At 41.8% G+C, this 20,091-nt stretch carries 22 protein-coding genes, 4 tRNA genes and 1 other annotated feature; of the genes, 22 read left to right on the forward strand and 4 right to left on the reverse strand.

The annotated features are described in order from the left end of the window. The first annotated feature begins 62 nt into the window (after positions 1–62). Positions 63–1,196, forward strand: coding sequence for a DUF418 domain-containing protein (locus MHI60_RS07635; protein WP_144484219.1), 1,134 nt, complete (start codon positions 63–65; stop codon positions 1,194–1,196). 14 nt (positions 1,197–1,210) lie between these two features. Continuing rightward, positions 1,211–1,420 (forward strand): hypothetical protein, encoded by a 210-nt coding sequence (locus MHI60_RS07640; RefSeq protein WP_095410012.1) that lies wholly within the window; start codon positions 1,211–1,213, stop codon positions 1,418–1,420. Between the two features lie 29 nt (positions 1,421–1,449). Here MHI60_RS07640 and MHI60_RS07645 read toward each other — a convergent pair whose 3' ends face one another. Then, complete coding sequence (locus tag MHI60_RS07645; protein ID WP_144471598.1) at positions 1,450–1,974, reverse strand: peroxiredoxin family protein; 525 nt, start codon at positions 1,972–1,974, stop codon at positions 1,450–1,452. Positions 1,975–2,316: 342 nt separating this feature from the next. On the opposite strand from MHI60_RS07645, the gene MHI60_RS07650 reads away from it, so the two are divergent. The 11 genes from MHI60_RS07650 (at position 2,317) to MHI60_RS07700 (ending at position 10,452) form a co-directional block, all read left to right on the forward strand. Further along, a tRNA-Lys gene (locus tag MHI60_RS07650) sits at positions 2,317–2,392 on the forward strand. 6 nt (positions 2,393–2,398) lie between these two features. Then, positions 2,399–2,470 (forward strand) — tRNA-Glu (locus MHI60_RS07655). Positions 2,471–2,552: 82 nt separating this feature from the next. Further along, positions 2,553–2,629: transfer RNA gene (locus tag MHI60_RS07660), tRNA-Asp, on the forward strand. 27 nt (positions 2,630–2,656) lie between these two features. After that, a tRNA-Phe gene (locus MHI60_RS07665) sits at positions 2,657–2,729 on the forward strand. A 347-nt stretch (positions 2,730–3,076) separates the two neighbouring features. Next, complete coding sequence (gene yycF / locus MHI60_RS07670) at positions 3,077–3,784, forward strand: response regulator YycF (RefSeq protein WP_024424030.1); 708 nt, start codon at positions 3,077–3,079, stop codon at positions 3,782–3,784. 7 nt (positions 3,785–3,791) lie between these two features. Further along, a complete protein-coding gene (gene walK, locus MHI60_RS07675; RefSeq protein WP_024424029.1) occupies positions 3,792–5,630 on the forward strand; it encodes a cell wall metabolism sensor histidine kinase WalK in 1,839 nt (612 codons plus the stop codon). Continuing rightward, the gene (yycH, locus tag MHI60_RS07680) at positions 5,620–6,999 is read left to right on the forward strand and encodes a two-component system activity regulator YycH (protein WP_095410009.1); all 1,380 of its coding nucleotides are present in this window, start codon (positions 5,620–5,622) and stop codon (positions 6,997–6,999) included. The genes walK and yycH overlap by 11 nt, the downstream gene beginning before the upstream one ends. Next, the gene (yycI, locus tag MHI60_RS07685) at positions 6,986–7,849 is read left to right on the forward strand and encodes a two-component system regulatory protein YycI (protein ID WP_111292028.1); all 864 of its coding nucleotides are present in this window, start codon (positions 6,986–6,988) and stop codon (positions 7,847–7,849) included. The genes yycH and yycI overlap by 14 nt, the downstream gene beginning before the upstream one ends. A gap of 6 nt (positions 7,850–7,855) precedes the next feature. Continuing rightward, the gene (locus MHI60_RS07690) at positions 7,856–8,650 is read left to right on the forward strand and encodes an MBL fold metallo-hydrolase (protein ID WP_024424026.1); all 795 of its coding nucleotides are present in this window, start codon (positions 7,856–7,858) and stop codon (positions 8,648–8,650) included. Positions 8,651–8,731: 81 nt separating this feature from the next. Continuing rightward, on the forward strand, positions 8,732–9,919 hold the full coding sequence (locus MHI60_RS07695) for a trypsin-like peptidase domain-containing protein (protein ID WP_034283587.1): 1,188 nt from the start codon (positions 8,732–8,734) through the stop codon (positions 9,917–9,919). A gap of 68 nt (positions 9,920–9,987) precedes the next feature. Further along, positions 9,988–10,452, forward strand: coding sequence for a GNAT family N-acetyltransferase (locus tag MHI60_RS07700; RefSeq protein WP_144484216.1), 465 nt, complete (start codon positions 9,988–9,990; stop codon positions 10,450–10,452). 39 nt (positions 10,453–10,491) lie between these two features. Here the strand turns inward: MHI60_RS07700 and MHI60_RS07705 are convergent, their stop codons facing one another. After that, the gene (locus tag MHI60_RS07705; protein WP_144484214.1) at positions 10,492–11,373 is read right to left on the reverse strand and encodes an ABC transporter ATP-binding protein; all 882 of its coding nucleotides are present in this window, start codon (positions 11,371–11,373) and stop codon (positions 10,492–10,494) included. After that, positions 11,374–12,063 carry an ABC transporter permease subunit gene (locus MHI60_RS07710; protein WP_095410005.1) on the reverse strand — a complete coding sequence of 230 codons (690 nt, stop codon included), beginning with the start codon at positions 12,061–12,063 and terminating at the stop codon, positions 11,374–11,376. A gap of 192 nt (positions 12,064–12,255) precedes the next feature. Then, positions 12,256–12,526 (forward strand) — a binding site (T-box leader). 110 nt (positions 12,527–12,636) lie between these two features. Between MHI60_RS07710 and MHI60_RS07715 the strand changes: the two genes are divergently transcribed. From MHI60_RS07715 to MHI60_RS07755, 9 genes are all read left to right on the forward strand, one after another. Beyond that, positions 12,637–13,497: an S-adenosyl-l-methionine hydroxide adenosyltransferase family protein gene (locus MHI60_RS07715; protein WP_111292031.1), complete on the forward strand. Its 861-nt coding sequence runs from the start codon at positions 12,637–12,639 to the stop codon at positions 13,495–13,497. A gap of 14 nt (positions 13,498–13,511) precedes the next feature. Continuing rightward, a complete protein-coding gene (locus tag MHI60_RS07720; RefSeq protein ID WP_024424020.1) occupies positions 13,512–14,069 on the forward strand; it encodes an ECF-type riboflavin transporter substrate-binding protein in 558 nt (185 codons plus the stop codon). Positions 14,070–14,088: 19 nt separating this feature from the next. Next, the gene (locus MHI60_RS07725) at positions 14,089–15,804 is read left to right on the forward strand and encodes an ABC transporter ATP-binding protein (RefSeq protein ID WP_144484211.1); all 1,716 of its coding nucleotides are present in this window, start codon (positions 14,089–14,091) and stop codon (positions 15,802–15,804) included. After that, a complete protein-coding gene (locus tag MHI60_RS07730) occupies positions 15,795–16,625 on the forward strand; it encodes an energy-coupling factor transporter transmembrane component T (RefSeq protein WP_095410003.1) in 831 nt (276 codons plus the stop codon). The genes MHI60_RS07725 and MHI60_RS07730 overlap by 10 nt, the downstream gene beginning before the upstream one ends. A gap of 160 nt (positions 16,626–16,785) precedes the next feature. After that, entirely contained in the window at positions 16,786–16,956 is a 171-nt protein-coding gene (locus MHI60_RS07735; RefSeq protein ID WP_144484208.1) for a CxxH/CxxC protein, read from the forward strand. Positions 16,957–17,036: 80 nt separating this feature from the next. Beyond that, on the forward strand, positions 17,037–17,516 hold the full coding sequence (rlmH, locus tag MHI60_RS07740; RefSeq protein WP_034621943.1) for a 23S rRNA (pseudouridine(1915)-N(3))-methyltransferase RlmH: 480 nt from the start codon (positions 17,037–17,039) through the stop codon (positions 17,514–17,516). A 189-nt stretch (positions 17,517–17,705) separates the two neighbouring features. After that, positions 17,706–17,879, forward strand: coding sequence for a hypothetical protein (locus MHI60_RS07745; RefSeq protein ID WP_186437292.1), 174 nt, complete (start codon positions 17,706–17,708; stop codon positions 17,877–17,879). A 299-nt stretch (positions 17,880–18,178) separates the two neighbouring features. Beyond that, positions 18,179–18,349 (forward strand): hypothetical protein, encoded by a 171-nt coding sequence (locus MHI60_RS07750; protein WP_186437291.1) that lies wholly within the window; start codon positions 18,179–18,181, stop codon positions 18,347–18,349. 73 nt (positions 18,350–18,422) lie between these two features. Then, positions 18,423–18,932, forward strand: a complete 510-nt coding sequence (locus MHI60_RS07755) for an HGGxSTG domain-containing protein (RefSeq protein WP_144484206.1) — start codon at positions 18,423–18,425, stop codon at positions 18,930–18,932. A gap of 125 nt (positions 18,933–19,057) precedes the next feature. On the opposite strand, the gene MHI60_RS07760 is transcribed toward MHI60_RS07755, so the two are convergent. Further along, positions 19,058–20,029 carry a DpnII family type II restriction endonuclease gene (locus tag MHI60_RS07760; RefSeq protein ID WP_144484203.1) on the reverse strand — a complete coding sequence of 324 codons (972 nt, stop codon included), beginning with the start codon at positions 20,027–20,029 and terminating at the stop codon, positions 19,058–19,060. Positions 20,030–20,091 lie beyond the last annotated feature (62 nt).

The following is a 20,091-nucleotide window of genomic DNA, read 5'->3' on the forward strand; positions in this document are numbered from 1 at the left end:
TAGAGCAGTCTTCCGGTCATTACCAAAATATGATAACTGTATAGGAGGGAAGGAGCGTTCTAGTGAAAGAAAGAATACGATTATTAGATATTTTAAGAGGTTTTGCTATACTAGGCACCTTGGGAACGAACGTCTGGTTTTTTGCGTATGCAGGAGATACCTTTGCGACAGATCAGATTGCAGATGAATATGAAAATGGCAGTTTTCTAGAAAGTCTTGTCTCCATGTTCGTTTATGGAAAAATGCTCTCGCTGCTCACGATCATGTTTGGTGTTGGATTGGAGTTGAAATACCAGCAGGCAAAAAGGAAAAACACGACTTGGCCGGGTACTTATTTATGGATTCTTTTATTTTTATTCATCGAAGGCTTTGTCCATTTTGCGCTTGTGATGGAATATGATGTGCTCATGAGCTATGCCGTTACTGGGCTGTTTGTGGCTTACATTGTACGGGGAGGCAGAAGGCGCATCAAAAAGGGCATGATTTTTTCAGGTGTGATTCATCTGCTCGTTATGTCATGTCTGATGCTGTACTCCTTCTCTGAAATGGAGTCAGCGTCCGATGATCAAATCGGTGAACCGGCGCTGGAAGAGCAGCTGCCAGAGACATGGATCTCGCAGGTTCAAGAACGGTTACAATACTTCTTCATGTACCGAGCAGAAGCGATTTTTATCATTCCAATGAACACATTTCTGTTTTTATTAGGTGTGCGGATGATGAGAGCTGGTGTATTTTATGCAAATGAACGCGGACAATCTCTCCGGAAAATATTGTTCCGAATCGGACTGTGGATTGGTCTGCCGCTGAATGCACTAGTTTTTGTACCGAACGATCTAGTGGAATTTGTGGTGCGCTACGTCTTTTCACCATTCCTCTCTATTTTCTATATAGCTGTCATTGCGGAGCTCCTCGCACGCACTGAGTCATGGTTCATGTGGAATTGGTTTGAATATGTAGGGAAAATGGCGCTTAGCTGCTACATCCTGCAAAATGTCATCTGTTCCATTCTTTTTTATAGCTGGGGATTGGGGCTCGGCGGTCAAATCAATGCGCCTCTTATTGTATTGGCATGGCTGTTGATTTCACTTCTGCAAATCGCGATTTCAACTTGCTGCTTAAACGTCTGGGGAATCGGGCCAATGGAATATATCCGTTCACGGGCACTTCGCCGGATGACGATGAAAAAAGCAGCATAAAGGGGATAGACACAATGTTTTTTAAAAAAATGACGAAAAGAGAACAAGCGAATACACATAAAGCAGCTGTAACAGCATTTGTCTTTTATCTTCTCGCATTAGGAGGGCATGCGCTGTACATGTATTTCCAGGGTAATAAACCACCCGTCACTTTTGTCATTCTCATGGCGGGTCTCTTTGTTTTTTTCACCGCAGATTGGCTATATAATAAAAAGCGTTCATAAAAAAAGCCCTCATTACGAGGGCTTTTTCCTTACTTCAGGCTTTTATATTGGCCTTTTAAATTTTTACGGATGTACTGGATGATTTTGCGTAGTTCGTTGGCGTGCGGTCTGCCAAACGGACTTGTTTGTCTTTGCTGATAGAGCACTTGACCTTTTTCGTTTAATAAGAAATAAGCGGGCTCACCGTGCACCCCGTGGTCTTCATATGGGGCATCTTCCCCGTGATAGTGGACTTCATATGCTTTTAATGACGTGAGATCATGGTCATACATGATCGGGAAGGACAGTCCCTCTTTATCCGCAAATGCCTTCAAGTCATCAGGGTTGTCCGTTGAAATCGTCATCAAGTGAATATCCTTGTCCTGAAAGTATGATTGCTGCTGTTCGAGCTCTTTTAATTCTTCGACACATACCGGACACCAGGATCCTCTAAAGAAAACGATCAGGTGCCAGCTTTGATGCTCCTCTAAATGTTTGTCGAAATCAATGTGTTCGCCCTGTATTGTTGGAAGTGAAAAGTTGGGCATTTTATCTCCTAATTTGAATGAACTCATACTGCTTCCTCCTTTTTCAATGACAATGTCACTTGTTTCATGTATAGCCATTTTTGAGCGGCCTGAAACGTGTCTATGTGCTTGAGTAGGCAGAGGTCACTCGAAAAGGCGTATCAAATGAAGGCGGTTGCAGAAGTGGGGGCTTTGATAGGAGATATTTAAATCCGACACTTTTTTTAAAAAATGTCGAAAAACGTATTGCCATATGTAATTATTCTATGATATTATAAATCTCGTTGTTGCAAAGGTCTCTGAAACTTGTTAGGATGCGATGTTCCAGCTTTTTTAAAGCGATTGGTTTGACGCAATACAACTTCTTCAGATTTACTTTTCACAAACCGAGAGCCATTAGCTCAGTTGGTAGAGCATCTGACTTTTAATCAGAGGGTCGAAGGTTCGAGTCCTTCATGGCTCACCATGTATTGGCCCGTTGGTCAAGCGGTTAAGACACCGCCCTTTCACGGCGGTAACACGGGTTCGAATCCCGTACGGGTCATTGATTTACTTTAGCGTTAAGCTAATTTTTTCCTCACTTGCTTGAAGGAGCACCACGATTGCTTTTTCGGGCAAGTTACTGAGGTCCGGTAGTTCAGTTGGTTAGAATGCCTGCCTGTCACGCAGGAGGTCGCGGGTTCGAGTCCCGTCCGGACCGCCATTTATACATATTCATCTTTTTGATGATGGCTCGGTAGCTCAGTTGGTAGAGCAACGGACTGAAAATCCGTGTGTCGGCGGTTCGATTCCGTCCCGAGCCACTTCCAAACGCATCTGCAATCGCAGGTGCGTTTTTATTATGAAAAGAATGCATAAAAAGGGAGAAGCCGGACCTAGGTAGGGCCCGGCTCCATAAGAAGAAGACGTTACATCTATATAGACGGCTGGTGATTGGAAAAGTTTCAATAAAAAAGGAAAAAGTCATCAATTTCTTTGAGCGGCTCCTTCCTATCCAACGTTTACTAGAAAAGAAAGCCGTTATTATTTTTATCTTTGCCTCGTAAAACGTTATAATAGACAGTGAGCCTTTTTTTCGCAAACGGAAAAGGTGTAATGTGAGATGCAAAATGGAATGACATAGATGCTAAAAATGCAGGAGGAAATCACAATGGAAAAAAAGATTCTTGTCGTAGATGATGAAAAACCGATTGCTGATATATTGGAATTTAATTTAAGGAAAGAGGGCTATGAGGTTCATTGTGCATATGATGGAAACGAAGCCCTTGAAATGGTAGAAGAAATCAAGCCGGACATTATTCTGCTCGACATTATGCTGCCGAATAAAGATGGTGTTGAAGTATGCCGTGAAGTGAGAAAGAAATATGATATGCCGATTATCATGCTGACAGCAAAAGACTCTGAAATTGATAAAGTTATCGGCCTTGAGCTTGGCGCAGATGATTATGTGACGAAACCTTTCAGCACGCGTGAGCTGCTTGCCCGCGTGAAAGCGAATTTGAGAAGACAAACCGCTGCTCCGCAGACGGAGGAAGAATCTGAATCAAATGATATTGAGGTTGGATCACTCGTCATTTATCCAGATGCGTATGTGGTGTCTAAGCGCGAGGAAACGATTGAATTGACACACCGTGAGTTCGAACTGCTTCATTATTTAGCGAAACATATCGGACAAGTCATGACACGTGAGCACTTGCTGCAAACTGTATGGGGCTACGATTACTTCGGAGATGTCCGTACAGTAGACGTCACAGTCCGCCGTCTTCGTGAGAAGATTGAAGACAATCCTAGCCATCCGAGCTGGATTGTGACAAGACGAGGCGTCGGCTACTATTTAAGAAACCCAGAGCAGGACTAAGATTCTTATGAGTAAAGTAGGTTTTTTTCGCTCGATTCACTTCAAATTGACCTTGATTTACGTGCTGCTGATCATCGTCGCCATGCAGATCATTGGCGTGTACTTTGTGAAGCAGCTAGAGCAGTCCTTAATTAATTCATATGATAATTCCTTGAATCAGCGAATCTACTCGTTATCGTATTACCTAGAACAAGATTCATCGAAAAGCAAGGCAGAATTAAAAGAGGATGCTCAAAAGATATTAAACGATTTTAACAACAAAGATGAGTCAAATGAAATCTCTGAAGTCAGCTATATTGACGAAAGCAGAGAGGTCATTGCCTCTGTAAATAACGGCAGCCAAGAGATTGCCGGCAAGAAAATCACTGATCAAATCATTAGCCGTATTTTCGCGGTTGGCAAAGACTATGAGAAAAAATTCTATGACCCTGAGTCAAATAAAAGGGTGCGTATTTCTGCGACAGCCGTAAAAAATGAGAATCAAGAGACCGTTGGTGTGATTTATGTTGTGTCTTCAATGGAAAGTGTGTTTAACCAAATGAGAACCATTAACACCATTTTGGCAACTGGGACACTGATTGCACTTGGGACGACTGCTCTACTTGGTATTTTCATCTTCAGAACGATCACTCATCCTATTTCAGATATGAGAAAGCAAGCGATCGAGCTTGCCAAAGGGAACTTCTCCAGAAAGGTCCGAAAGTATGGGCATGACGAGATTGGCCAGCTTGCGACAACCTTTAACCATCTGACGAGAGAGCTGGAGGAAGCTCAGCTGATGACGGAGGGGGAGCGGAAAAAGCTTTCTTCTGTCATTGCCTATATGACGGACGGTGTCATCGCAACGAATCAAAACGGTGCGATTATTCTATTAAACAGCCCTGCATTAGAGCTGTTAAATGTTTCACGTGAAACAGCACTAGAGATGCCGATTACGTCCTTGCTTGGCTTAGAGGAAACTCATACATTTGAAGATTTAGTCGAAAATCAAGATTCGATGCTGATAGAAATTGAACGCGAAGACCAGCTGTCTGTATTGCGTGTTAATTTCTCCGTTATTCAGAAAGAGCATGGGAAAATTGATGGCTTAATTGCGGTCATTTATGACGTCACAGAGCAGGAGAAAATTGATGCTGAGCGCCGTGAATTCGTCGCGAACGTATCGCATGAGCTGCGCACACCGCTGACAACGATGCGAAGCTACCTTGAGGCACTGGCTGAAGGTGCGATTGGTGATAAAGAGCTTGCGCCAAGATTCCTTAGTGTCACACAAAATGAAACTGAGCGCATGATCCGGCTTGTCAATGACCTGCTGCAGTTGTCTAAGTTCGACAGCAAGGATTATCAATTCAACCGTGAGTGGACGAACTTTATCAGGTTTATCTCGCTTGTCATTGATCGTTTTGAAATGACGAAGGAACAGCATGTCGATTTTATCCGCAATCTGCCGCAGCGTGAAGTATATGTGGAAATCGACCAAGATAAAATTACACAGGTGCTCGATAATATCATTTCCAATGCCATGAAATACTCACCAGAGGGCGGACACATCACGTTTACCGTTGATCTGGATGAAGAGAAAGGCCTTGTGTTATTCAGCGTGAAAGATGAAGGAATCGGTATTCCGAAAAAGGATATGGATAAAATCTTTGAACGTTTTTATCGGGTAGATAAAGCAAGAACAAGAAAGCTTGGCGGAACCGGCCTGGGTCTTGCGATTGCAAAAGAAATGGTTCAAGCTCATGGCGGAGATATTTGGGCTGACAGCATTGAAGGAAAAGGGACAACGGTGACCTTTACCCTTCCGTACAATGAAGAACAAGAGGATGATTGGGATGAAGCGTGAGACCTTTAAAACCATAATATTGACAATCCTAATTGCGATCAGTCTTGTATTTACGTGGAATATCTGGATGTTCCAGCCCGTCATGCAGGATCAGGCAGATACCGGCACACAGGTCGTGGAAACGAAGAAGATTTCAAGCGACGAGCCTAGAAGTCTCATTGATGTCGTGAAGCCGCGCGAGATGTTCATCCATTCAAATGGAGAGCATTTTAAAGTGGATCAAAAGGAACTCTTTCAAAACTTTTGGAATGATGTGAGCCTTTGGGATGTCAAAGAGATTAATGATGTGTCAGATCAATATTCCGAGCAGAAATTTAAGAATTTCTTCTATGGACGCGAAGGACAAGGGAAGACATTGGACCTTGTATTCAATGATCCGATTCCGATTGATATTTTCCAAGCGCTCTTTAAATGGCCGAACAAGTCCATTGAATACAACTCGTTTGATCGGATGATCGTGCCGTTCGCCCAGCAGGATAAGGCCAATAAAAAAGTGTATTTGGTCTCATACAGCAAGGAGACGGTGCTTGAGCTGACAATTGAGTCCGCCAACTACCGTAATCTAATGGACAGTATCGCAGCCGCTCAAAACGAGATGCCGCGCTATGATCTTTATACATTCTCAACGAATTCTAAACGAGATTTCCTTCTTCCGAGAAAGCAAAAGCAGCTTGAAGCAAAAATGTTCTTTATCGAAACGATTAAGACAAACAAATTCAAAGATGCACTGTTTACGGACCCGAGCCTTGTCGGTGAGGAATCTAATTTAAACCGGACGGTGTACACAGATGGCACAAGCCGCCTTGAAGCCAATCAAAAAGACCACCGCATTCAATATCAGCACCGCAATATCAATTCCAGCACTGTTTTCCAAACGGGGGATTTGATTAAGCGAAGCGTGAAATATTTCAATGATACGGGAAGCTTTACTGATGACTATCAATACTTTGGTATCAACAGCAACCAGCAGCTGTCCTTTAATATGTTTATGGACGGTCTGCCGATCGTCAACAGTACAAAGCATCCATTTGGGATGACCTCCCTTGAAGTCCAATGGGCGAATGATGACATTTTGAGTTACAAGCGACCAAACTATATTCTTGGCAATAAAGCGAGTCAAAGTGAGCAGGTCAAGCTGATGAACGGGACAGAGCTGAAGGACTTGATCATCAAGCAGACGAAATATGATGACCTGGAGAAAATTGAACAGATTTTCCCTGCATATCAAGCTGCTTCAACTACATCAGATCAAGATCAAGCAATGTTTGTCTGGCTGGAGCCTGTATGGTGTATGAAGTATAACGGCAAAACCGTGATTCTATCGAATGATCTTTTGACAGAGGGGAGCGAGAATCATGGAGTGGAATAAGACCAAAACGATCTTTATCCTAGCCTTTCTCGTTCTCGATATCTTTCTAGGTTTTCAATACTTTGAAAAACGGTCAACCGATCATTTTGCGATTATCGAAAAAACGGATACGCTGGAAGAAATGAAGGCAGACGGGATCAAATATGGCAATCTATCAGATGAGGCGAAGATTGGATACCGCATTACAGCTGAAAAGAAGCAATATACAAAAAAGGATGTCGACGGATTAGCTGATCAAAAGGCGAAAAGCACATTCCCGAAAACAGACAAAGATGATCCTGTTACGCTGCTTGAAATGACCTTCAACAAGCCTGTTGCCTTGCCGAAAAAGGATATAAAAACAGCGGCGACGAACCTTGTGAACCAGCGTTTGCTGGATGGGAAAAATTATAAGCTGTGGAATATAGATGAAGAGACAGGGAAAATCGTCTTTTTCCAAACGTATAAAGGGAAATACATCTTCCAAGAAGGTCTTGATGACACCGAAACCATCGGGCAAATCACCTTAAATCTCAATGATCAAAACGAAGTCGTCTCTTATCAGCAGTCGATGGTGACATCGATTAATGAAGTGAGAAAAGAAACCCTTGTCCCAGCACTTGAAACCGTGAAGGACTTATATACGCAAAATATGCTGAGCCAAAATACGACCGTGAAAAAGGTAGAGCTTGGCTACTATACGCAATACCCAGGGGCAAGCACGCAAGTCATGGTTCCTGTATGGCGGTTGGAGCTTGAAGGCGTATCGGCAGGTTCAAAGAAAAAGACAGAAGAAGAATATTTGATCAATGCTATTGATGGCTCAACACTTGATCATATAGAGAAAGATGACAAATCTTCAATGGAGTGAGAGAACATGAGCTTGCAGTTCAGTGTACTAGCGAGCGGAAGTACGGGGAACGCTTTTTATTTAGAAACAGACGAGCATGCCTTTTTGGTGGATGCTGGTTTAAGCGGCAAACAGATGGTCGAGCTGCTTGGTCAAATCGACCGCAAGCCTGAAGACTTGGACGGTATTTTTGTGACACACGAGCACTCCGATCATATTAAAGGGCTTGGTGTCATGGCAAGAAAGTACAAGCTTCCTGTCTATGCAAATGCGAAAACATGGAAAGCAATGGAGTCTCATATCGGAAAGATTGATACAGAGCAGAAATTCCATTTTGATATGGAGACCGTTCAATCCTTTGGCGGTCTTGATGTCGAGTCATTTGGCGTCTCACACGACGCGGCAGAGCCTATGTTTTACGTGTTCCATTATGGAGGGCGCAAACTTGCCCTCATGACAGATACAGGCTATGTGAGTGACCGTATGAAAGGCATTATTAAGTCAGCCAATACGTTTGTGTTTGAGAGCAATCATGATGTCGGGATGCTGCAAATGGGCCGATACCCTTGGAGCATTAAGCGCAGAATACTGAGTGATGTCGGACATGTATCAAATGAAGATGCTGCTCTTGCGATGACAGATGTCATTGGAGATGCCACCTCACGCATTTATTTGGCTCACTTGAGTCAAGACAACAACATGAAGGATTTAGCCCGTATGGCGGTCCAGCAGACGCTTGAAATGAAGGGCTTTGTTGTGGGGGACGGCTTTGATTTATTTGATACGGACCCGAAAAAAGCAACCCCGCTTTGCGCCGTATGATTTTTATAAACGTATGATTAAGATAAGAGCTTCTTACCAACACTATATACATCATCTATTCACTGAAAGGAAGGAAACATAGTGGATTATCGCGATGTAGAGTGGAAGCCGAGACGAAGCAGAAAAGGATATTTTCTTTCTGGTTTGATCGGTGTATTGGTAGGAGCTTTTTTAATGGGATTCTTTTTCCCCTATGTATCTGGACAGAGCGGCAGTCCCTTTGGATGGCAGCAGAACGGTGATGGACAAACATCTCAGGGTCCTTTAAAGACTGTGAATGTAAACGTCAATGATGCTGTCACGAAAGTCGTGTCTAATATGTCAGATACGGTAGTCGGCGTCATTAATATCCAAAAGTCGAGCTTTTGGGAGGAAGGCGGAGAAGCAGGCAGCGGGTCAGGTGTGATCTATAAGAAAAAGGGTGACACGTTTTATATTGTCACAAACCATCACGTCATCAAAGGCGCCAACCAGCTTGAAGTGAGCCTTCATGACGGGACAAGAATTAGTGCCAATCTTGTCGGCAGCGATCAGCTCATGGATTTAGCAGTTCTCACTGTCAAAAGTGATAAAATCAAGAAAACGGCAGCCTTCGGTAACTCAGATCATGTGAAGCCGGGTGAGCCAGTCATCGCCATTGGAAATCCATTAGGGCTTGAATTCGCAGGCTCTGTCACACAAGGAGTCATTTCAGGCACGGAGCGAGCGATTCCTGTTGACTCAAATGGGGATGGACAGACGGATTGGAATGCAGAAGTACTGCAAACAGACGCCGCCATCAATCCTGGAAACAGCGGTGGTGCCTTGATCAATATGGACGGAAAAGTAATTGGCATCAACTCAATGAAGATTGCTGAATCAGAGGTAGAAGGAATCGGGCTGTCTATTCCAGCGAATCTGGTCATCCCTGTCATAGAGGATTTAGAGCGCTACGGAGAGGTAAAGCGTCCGTATCTTGGCGTCGGCATGAAATCATTAGCAGATATTGCGAGCTATCACTGGCAGGAAACATTGAAGCTGCCCTCCAAGGTGACATCTGGGGTTGTTGTCATGAGTGTTGAGCCTTTATCTCCAGCAGGAAAAGCGGGACTAAAAGAGCTGGATGTCGTGACCTCCTTTGATGGCAAGAGTGTACAGAATATCGTAGATCTTCGTAAGTATTTATATCAAAAGAAGGTCGGCGACAAGGTAAAGGTGCAGTTTTACCGAAGCGGAAAGAAAAAATCAGCAGAGATCAAACTTTCTCAAACCGACCGATATGGCGGCTAACCAGTTCCAGCAAGGGACTGGTTTTTTTTGCATGCTCATCATATGATAAAGGAAAGGGGGCGGTACGATTGATTACACTACAACGGATGTCACAAACTGATTACGATGTATTGATGGAGAAAGCCATTCAGCGGTACGCGGAAGAAAAGGTACTCGCAGGGACATGGGAAAAGGAAGAATCCCTTGCGAACGCAGAAGAACAATTTGACAGGCTGCTTCCAGAAGGCCTTCAGACAGAGCATCATGAGCTGTGGAATTTCTTAAACGGAGATGAAGCGATTGGCTGGGTTTGGCTTTGCTATGACCCGAATCACCCACAGCACGAAGCATTTATTTATAACTTTATTTTGTTTGAAGCTTATCGAGGAAAAGGCTTTGCAAAGCAGGCCATTGCTGCATTAGAGGAGCAGGCAAAGTCATTAGGTGTTCAAAAGCTCTCGCTCCATGTCTTTGCTCACAATCAAATCGCTCGTTCGCTGTACGAGAAAACAGGATTTGAAGAAACTGGTATTTATATGAGTAAACCTTTATAAAAAAGAAGAAGTACCGTGCAGAAAGCGTACGGTACTTTTTTATGAGGACATCATGGCATCCTGAGCTGTGACTCTGTATAAATCGACTTTGCATTTCACGAAAGCGCGAATGATCGCTGGAACTTGAGCTTCTGAACGAATTAACAATGAGGTCTCGTCATCACTGATCACAAGATCTGTTCCGACAGTTTGTAGGTACTGCGTCAGAACAGGTTTCACCTCATCATCAATCCATGCATGCTTGAAGGTTGCACGTATGTTTGAGGATGTGATGGTTTTTTCTTGAGGATGAGTATGTGGGGACACTAATTTTCCTTCAGAAATGAACGCCGTTTTGGTACAAATACTATTGGTGAACCTTGGGCGGTCAGCTGTTAAAAAGACGGTTTTTCCTTCATCCTTTAATGCTTCAATGACCTGCTGGATGTGCAAGATCGAATCTGCATCAATATCGGCAAAAGGCTCGTCGAGTAAAATAAATTCCGGCTGATGGGCGATGGCCTGCGCCATTCCGAGTCGTTTCTTCATACCAGGTGTAAAGGCACCGACCTTCTCCTGATGATGGTGATGTAAACCAACAAATTCGAGCAGTTCTTCATAATCACTCGTTTTCTGGCGTGTTCCGGTGATTTTTGATAAATAGGCAATATGCTCAAGAGCTGTAAGACCTTCATATAAATCCGTATATTCAGGCAGAACACCGATATGCTGTCTCACTTTTTTTAGCGAAGGCTTATTCATCACTGTAAACGTACCAGAGGTCGGGCGGGAGATGCCGGTAATGATATTGAAAAACGTCGTTTTACCAGACCCCTTTGGTCCAATGAGTCCGAAGATATCGCCTTGATGGACATGAAGGTTAATTTGATCTATCGCGACTTTTGTACGATATTTTTTTGTGAGCCCTTTTGTATGAAGCATCTACACATCCCTCCTTTGAAACAGCAGTGCAGTTCCAATGAGTAAGATAACGGTCAATGCCGTGTTCATTAGGACATAGGTCAGCGGTTCACTCCAGCGCGCATAATAATAAGGCGTCATATATTGGAACCAATGAATCATTCGTTCTGAAGAAAGAACAGAAACCATACTGACGATTGGGAAAAGAAAGGAAAATAACATGCCGACAAACATTGATTTCTGCGGTGTTGGAAAGAGCATGGACAAAAATAAAGCACATGAGATACCGACACTGATAAAGGTTAAGATTTTTAAGGCATCTGAGAACAGAAAACGGTGTGAAATCACCATATTCAGGACGTATGTCGTCATAATACAGCTAAGCCAAAACAGCATCAGTCCAAGATATTTCCCGATGATAATATTCAAACGGGTTGTTTTACTGACGAGAAAACGAATGGTTTTCAAATGAATCTCGCGGCTCAAAATATCATGAGACAACAAAAAAATGAGGAAGAAACCAAATAAAAAAATCACCAGTTCATTCCCAATAGAATAAGGATCCTTTGCCAGCTCCCATTTTTCCTGATGAGCAGCGATAAACGGAAGACTCGAAACAAAAGTAGATAAAATGAAAATAATAACAATTGTTAAAATAGATTTTGTGCTTTTGAAGAGCTGCTTAAACTCATTCATACAAATGGTCCACACATGCTGTACCTCCCTTCACCTTTATTATACCCCTAGAAAAGAAAGAGACCATATCTTGCTCTTTAACATTTGTTTAAATTTCATAAAAAGAAGACTCTTCCAGCACCAGTTGACTCATTTTTAAAAATGTTCAGAAAAATATCTTGATTTATCAAAAAACATCATGTATGATAGCTTTAATTCAAGATAGTTATACAGGCAATGACGAGAGAAAGTACAATCATCAATTTTTCCACAGAGAGCTTCGGCAGCTGAAAAGAAGCAAAAATAATGATTCGAAAAATGGTCTCTGAGCCTCGTGCTGAACATATCTATGATATTAGTAGGTGACGACGAGAGTTGGTACTCGTTATCAAAACCACAGTATATGAGCCAGATTGGAGCTTTGTACTTGTAGAGGCTGTTTAGCGCGAGCAAACAGTAAATAAAGGTGGTACCACGAGACAAATACCTCGTCCTTATGATTCAAAGATAAGGATGGGGTATTTTTTATTGTCCACTTTTTTCATACAATTGTTCAAATGTTCCACGTGAAACACCACATCCATTTTTTCAAATGAAAGGGAGATTGACATGAGTGAACATGCATTGGTTTTACAATCAGATTTCGGCATTGATGATGGAGCTGTCAGTGCAATGTACGGAGTGGCAAATACGGTCAGCAGCAGCATCCGCATTTTCGATTTAACACACAATATTCCGCAGTATGACATTTGGGAGGCATCTTATCGCCTGCTTCAAACCGTCACATACTGGCCGGAAGAGACAGTATTCGTTTCAGTCGTTGACCCGGGCGTTGGATCAGAGAGAAAAAGTCTTGTCATCAAAACGACAAGTTCACACTATATTATTACCCCAGATAACGGGACACTCACGCACGTCGCGCAGGATATTGGCATTGTGGAAGCCCGTTATTTAGATGAAACCATTAACCGGCTGCCAAAGTCGGGAAAATCACATACATTCCACGGGAGAGACATTTACGCTTATACAGGGGCGAGAATTGCATCAGGTGTGATTTCTTTTGAAGAGGTTGGGCCAAAGGCGAATATTGATGATATTATCCATCTGCCAGTCGTACAGGCTTACGCGGAAGAAGATGTGATCACAGGCACGATTGATATTTTAGATGTGAGGTTCGGAAACCTTTGGACAAACATTCATCACACGCTATTTGAACAGCTTTCAATTAATTATGGGGATGCAATAGAAGTTACCATTGCCAACGGGCCAAAAAATGTGTATAAAAATATCATGACCTATGGACGATCTTTTGCCGACTTAAAGGTAGGCGAACCACTCGTATATGTCAATTCACTCGACCATTTAGGCGTGGCGATCAATCAAGGGTCATTTGCAAAGGCTTATAACATCGGTACAGGCACAGGCTGGCGCCTTTCGATTCGCAAAGCTCCGCGCATTATATACGAATAAGAGGAGGATACATCATGGCAGGAAAACAACTTTCAACGAAAACTGTCGTTGCTATTGGAATTGGCGCAGCCGTCTTTGTGATTCTAGGACGATTCGTCTCTATTCCAACTGGAATTCCGAATACACAAATTGAAACCTCATACGCATTCCTTGCATTAATGGCCGTGCTATTTGGTCCTGTTGCAGGCGCACTGATTGGTTTTATTGGCCATCTCATTAAAGATGCGACCACATTTGGCCCTTGGTGGAGCTGGATTATTGTATCGGGTGTGGTTGGTTTATTGATTGGCTTTATTTCTAACCGTTTAAAAGTAGAAGAGGGAGACTTCGGCTGGAAGAAAATCACGCTCTTTAACGCCGTACAAGCAGGCGCACAGGCATTAGGCTGGTTTATCATTGCTCCTGTACTCGACATTGTGATCTATGCAGAACCTGCGAACAAAGTGTTTGTTCAAGGCATTGTGGCAGGGATTTCAAACATCATTACAGTTGGTGTACTAGGAACCATCATCATTGCAGCTTATGCGAAAACGAGAAGCAAAAGCGGCAGCCTATCGAAAGAAACATCATGAAGCAAGGTGGAACACATAAATGAAGAAACCGATGATTCAATTCGAACATTTCGGATTCAAGTATCGCAGTCAGGCAGAACCAACATTAAAGGATATCAACCTGACCATCTATGAAGGAGAAAAAGTTCTCATCGCAGGCCCGTCCGGATCGGGAAAAAGCACACTAGCCCATTGTATCAATGGGCTAGTTCCTGCGTCTTATAAAGGTTCTATGGAAGGAAGGCTTCACATCGGCGGGAAAAATGCAGAGAAAGAGAACATTTTCTCCCTCTCACAGCTTGTCGGAACGGTGCTTCAAGACCCCGATGGACAATTCATCGGGCTGACCGTTGGAGAGGACATCGCATTTACACTTGAAAATGATCAAGTCACACGCGAAGAAATGACTACACGTGTCGAGGAAGCAGCTAGATTAACAGAGGTAGACGGCAAGCTGGCATCGTCCGTGCATGAGCTGTCAGGCGGGCAAAAACAACGTGTCGCTATTGCGGGCGTACTTGTCAACGATGTCGACATTTTACTGTTTGATGAACCACTTGCAAGCCTTGACCCCGCAACAGGCAAAGAAGTCATCGACCTTATTGACCGGCTGCAAAAACAAACGAAAAAAACCATCGTGATGGTTGAGCACCGATTAGAGGACGTCCTCTTCCGTCATGTGGACCGCATCATCGTTGTCAATGAAGGAAAGATTGCAGCGGATATGACCCCAGATGAATTGCTCGCCTCAAATGTTTTAGAAGCGGCTTATTTACGTGAGCCTTTATATGTAAAAGCTATGAAATATGCAGGCATTCCGATTGAAGCAGGAGATCAAATTGCCAATTTACAGCATCTTACCTTAAATGATGAGGAAAAAATGAAAATCGAGCAGTGGATGGAAGCGTCTGAGCCATCAGTCGAGCAGAATACAGCAGAGGATTTACTAGAAGTGCGCGAGCTGAGCTTTGACTATCCAACAAGACCAAATACGCTGAGCAACATCTCTTTTACTGTCAAAAAAGGAGAAATGATCAGCATCGCAGGAGCCAATGGTGCAGGCAAGACGACATTATCTAAGGTGCTTTGTGCATTTGAAAGGCCAACGAAAGGCTCAATTCTTTTAAATGGTGATGACATCACAGGAGATACGATCAAACAGCGCTCCGAACGAATTGGCGTCGTCATGCAAAACCCAAATCAAATGATTTCAAAACAAATGATCTTTGATGAAGTTGCTCTTGGTCTCGTTTTAAGAGGTGTAAAGGAAGAAGAGATCAAGGAACGGGTGGAGCGAGTCCTGAAAGTATGCGGACTGTATCCATTTCGGAACTGGCCGGTATCAGCCCTCAGCTTTGGGCAGAAAAAACGCGTCACCATCGCGTCTATTCTGGTTTTAGAGCCAGAAATCCTCATCCTAGATGAACCAACAGCAGGACAGGACTTTAAACATTACACAGAGATGATGACGTTTTTAGAGCAATTAAATCAGCAGGGAGTCACGATTTTCATGATCACCCATGATATGCATTTGATGCTCGAATACACAACAAGAACCATTGTTATTTCCGATGGAGAAAAAATCGCAGATGATAGACCAGCCAAAGTGCTGACAGATCAGCTGCTTGTCCAAAAGGCGAGCTTAAAGGAAACGTCGCTGCATGAACTGGCGCTGAAAGCAGATTGGCCGAATCCAAATGAACTCGTGGATCGCTTCATTGAGGTTGACAGAAAGGAACGAATGACATGGCTGTAGACATGCTGTCCTATATCGATCGCCCGTCACCGATTCACCGGCTGACAGGTGCAACCAAACTCATTTGCTTTATCCTCTGGTCATCCGCAGCGATGCTCACGTATGATACAGGCGTATTAGTCTTTATGTTAGCCGCCAGTATCGTATTCTTTCAGATGTCGAACGTACGATTTCGTGATATTTCCTTCGTGGTGATTGTCCTGGCGATTTTCCTAGTGATCAATAACATCGCCATTTACATCTTTGCACCCCAGCAAGGTGTCGCCATCTACGGAGCAAAGCACGAGCTGTTTCATATTGCAGGCTGGTACAATGTCACACTTGAACAGCTTTTCTATCAGTTGAACATTACGCTCAAATACGTGACCGTGATGCCAGCAGCGCTTTTATTTATTGTGACAACAAATCCAAGTGAATTTGCCTCATCTCTCAGCCGAATTGGGGTCAGCTACCGGATTTCGTATGCTGTAGCGATTGCTCTTCGTTATATTCCAGATATTCAGCGGGATTTTCGCACGATCGCGATTTCTCAGCAAGCAAGAGGCATTGATTTATCGAAGAATGAAAAATTGGGGAAACGAATCAAAAATGCGTTATCGATTGTCATGCCGCTGATTTTCTCCAGCTTGGAGAGGATTGAAACGATCAGCAATGCAATGGAGCTGCGCGGGTTTGGAAAGCATAAAAAGCGCACATGGTTTACGGCAAAAGACTTTCAAAAAGCAGATTATGCGGCGTTATTGTTTGTTGGTGTGGTGCTAATTGTGTCGCTTGTGATTACATTTGTTAGAGGAACGAGATTTTATAATCCATTTTTATAGAAAGAAGCCTTCACAGGAGTGGAGGCTTTTTTGTTGGTTTGTGGATAAAAGATGTGGGAAATGGTAAAAGACTATTAACATGTGAATAAATCGGTTATATTGGACAATGAGCGAAACACTTGTGAATAACCAGAGAACATATTGGAGGAATCAGAAACTTATGAACAAAACATTTTATGCGTGTGCAGAACACATAGATACCGTATTAGACATGTACATAGATGATCATGAAACGCCGCCGGAATTCAGAAAAATCGAACATACACACAGTTTATCCACAGCCTGTGAATTGTGCGATGAACCTGCAATATATATAGTGGGGAACGAATGATCGGACACAAAATACACAAATTTTATCCACAATTGTTGATAACTTATATGAATAACTTGTTTTTAAGGTGGGGATGACCTGTGAATATATCAATTATCACAGTAGGAAAATTAAAAGAGAAATATTTAAAGCAAGGCATAGCCGAATATACAAAACGATTACAGGCTTACGCAAAAATCGAGATCATTGAGCTCGCGGACGAAAAAGCACCCGAGAATCTCAGCGATCAAGACATGAAAATCATCAAAGACAAAGAAGGCGAACGCATCCTAAGCAAAATCAACCCCGACGCCCACGTCATCGCCCTCGCCATCGAAGGAAAAATGAAAACTTCCGAAGAATTAGCCGATACAATAGATAAGCTGGCAACATACGGAAAAAGCAAAGTATGTTTCGTCATAGGCGGATCCCTTGGCTTAAGCGACGCCGTCATGCAGCGCGCGAATGAGAAACTGTCGTTTTCGAGGATGACGTTTCCGCATCAGTTGATGAGGCTGGTGTTGGTGGAGCAGATTTATCGGGCGTTTCGGATTGTTCGGGGGGAGCCTTATCATAAGTGATGGTAAACAGGAAAATTGAATTAACAATACATATAAACAAACTTAAACAGTTAAGGTAAATGGTAAATTCATTTAAGTTAATAAATTCGAAGACAAGCTCAAAAAGAGCTTGTTTTTTTTATTCTTAATTAAAAAATTCATTTATTTTCTTATATATTTTGTGTAGCCGAAAGAGAGGAGGTGGGATTAATGATTACAGTAGTCGGAAGTCATGTGGTAATTGAGGTTAGAAGTACAAGTCCAGTAAAAGTCTCAAAAAAAGAATTCAATGAAAGCATTGACGAAGTTTGTAAGGCATTAAAGAAAAATGCTGATAATTACCCTTTCGCAAAAGGACATCATTTGAGAATTTATAATTATTGAAAACCAAAAGTTATGGTGTGAACTTTTTTATGACGAAGATTTAACTGAGCAAGAATTATTAGAAAGTATTGAGTCTATTTATAACTATATTAAGCAGAATCCCAAAGAGGTAACAAATCTATTAAATAGATATTCAATGAGAGAGAATAATTATATGACTATAAACTTGTTTAATCTAGGCTTTGAGAAAGTAAAAGATTAATTGGGGAAGAGTATGATAGAAGTCATTTTGGTAGGAGGGAAATGAGATTTTTACACCTGAAGAATACACAAAGCTATTTTTAGAGAACATGAACGACATGGAGAAGCTAGAAGCAATTGTATTTGAACGGTCAGCTGAGCTACTACTTTATAGAGCATTTATTAGAGAAAAAGGACTTGAAAGAGAATTTAACCAACGATTAGAGCAAACGAAAGCAATAGCTGATGAACAACATTTAAATAAGGTATTACAAAGTGAGTATAGATAAATAGGGTGGAGCGAATTGCTCCCCCTCATTTTTTTAAACGATACCCCATGAATAGAGGTCTGGAGGTGGAAATGTGGAAAAAAAGATATGCGGAGCTAAAACGAGGCAAGGAACACCGTTTAAAAAAACACCCTTGAAAAATGGTCGCTGTCGGCTTCATGGTGGTAAAAGTACAGGACCTAAAAATAAGGAGAAACATAGAGAAAGCCTAAAAGGTAATAAAAATGCGATTGTCACTGGTGAATACGAAATAATTTCTTTTGATACCTTGCTATATGATGAAAAGGAACTTTATGAAATGATACCAGAGGACATTAACAAGCAAGTTAAGGGAAGGTATAAGATATTTGAAATCCGTACTCGTCGCCTTATGCAACGTTATACGGTGCAACTTGAAAAAGAAAGACCAGATTTCAGATTGATAACGAGAATTGAAGAGGCACTGACCCGTCTCGATGCTAGGGCAAATGAACTAATTAGAGAAATGCGGGAACTGTCTCCACATAATACTGATGACAATAATTCACTTGACCAATTGGTGAAGATTTTTGCAAAAGTGAGGGATACACGCAAACCTACTTAAAGGGGGTGTGTTGATATTTTAAGTGGCAGTGGTGGATTATTCCACATTCTTTCTTATAAAACGTGAGAAAACCATAAAATAAGAAAACAAATAGAATAGACAGTCACCTAGACCGTCTATTTTATTTAATCAATTAATTCGGGCTTTTCCTTAGTAAAAAACTTATCTGGAACATGTTTAACAATTATAGATTCTAGCATATCAAGGGTGTTAATATTTATAACATAGTCTGAACAATGTACCAACTTTCTCATGTCACTTTGACGTCCTAACCAGCCTCCACCCTCGATGAAGTTTACAAAAGCAATGTCTTTCCCATTCTGAATGTTATGTCTACGGATTTCCTCTGATGTTTTAACTTCAACTTCTCTCTTAGTTGTTTGAGCACTTGATGTGGTAATTTGGTAAGAAACTTCAATAATTACGTATGGATCATTATTGTTAGGTATAGTAAAATCCATATTTCTTGCTATCCAAGGAACAAACTTTTCCCTTTCATATGTAATTCCATATTTTTCACCAAGTTTAATCAAGCGTGCCTCAATTAGGTCTTCAACCCTGTCACCTACGTCATTATTGTATTTACCATCTCTTTTTTGTTTAACTAGCCTTTTAAGACGTTTTTTATCTGTTAGTTGTTGTAAGGTTCTTTCATCTAGTATCAAGTTGTCTAAATAAAATTTAGGAATTGTATCTGAGAATTCTTCATCAGATGCACCATTTAACAATAATCTACAAATTTTATTTGCAAAGGCACTATTAGTTAACATTTTGGCTCTAATTTGAGGGAGCTTCCATTCAGTGTTAAAATTATCACCTTGTGTCATACGAAACATGGATGTAATTCGCATAAATTTTTCTGCTGAAAAACCCAATAGACTTAAAATGTTTGCTAAAGATTCTTCATCACTCTGAATATAGTCCATTAGACCTTCAATAGTACCTATTTCTTTCATGTTTTTGTATAAAGAATCAACAATACTATCGATTTCGGAATCCACTAGATTTTCATAATTTTCATCAATAAAGAATGGACTGTATGTTTGTTTAAATTCATCGAAGCTCATTTTTTTTGGCTGTTTAATTTGTGCTCTCAAACTAATTCCCCCTTAATGAAGTAGATTGTGCTATAAAGTGATTCTACCATATTAAGCGGAGT

It is taken from the genome of Bacillus sp. FSL K6-3200, from assembly GCF_038630485.1.
GTDB classification, from domain to species: domain Bacteria; phylum Bacillota; class Bacilli; order Bacillales; family Bacillaceae; genus Bacillus; species Bacillus safensis.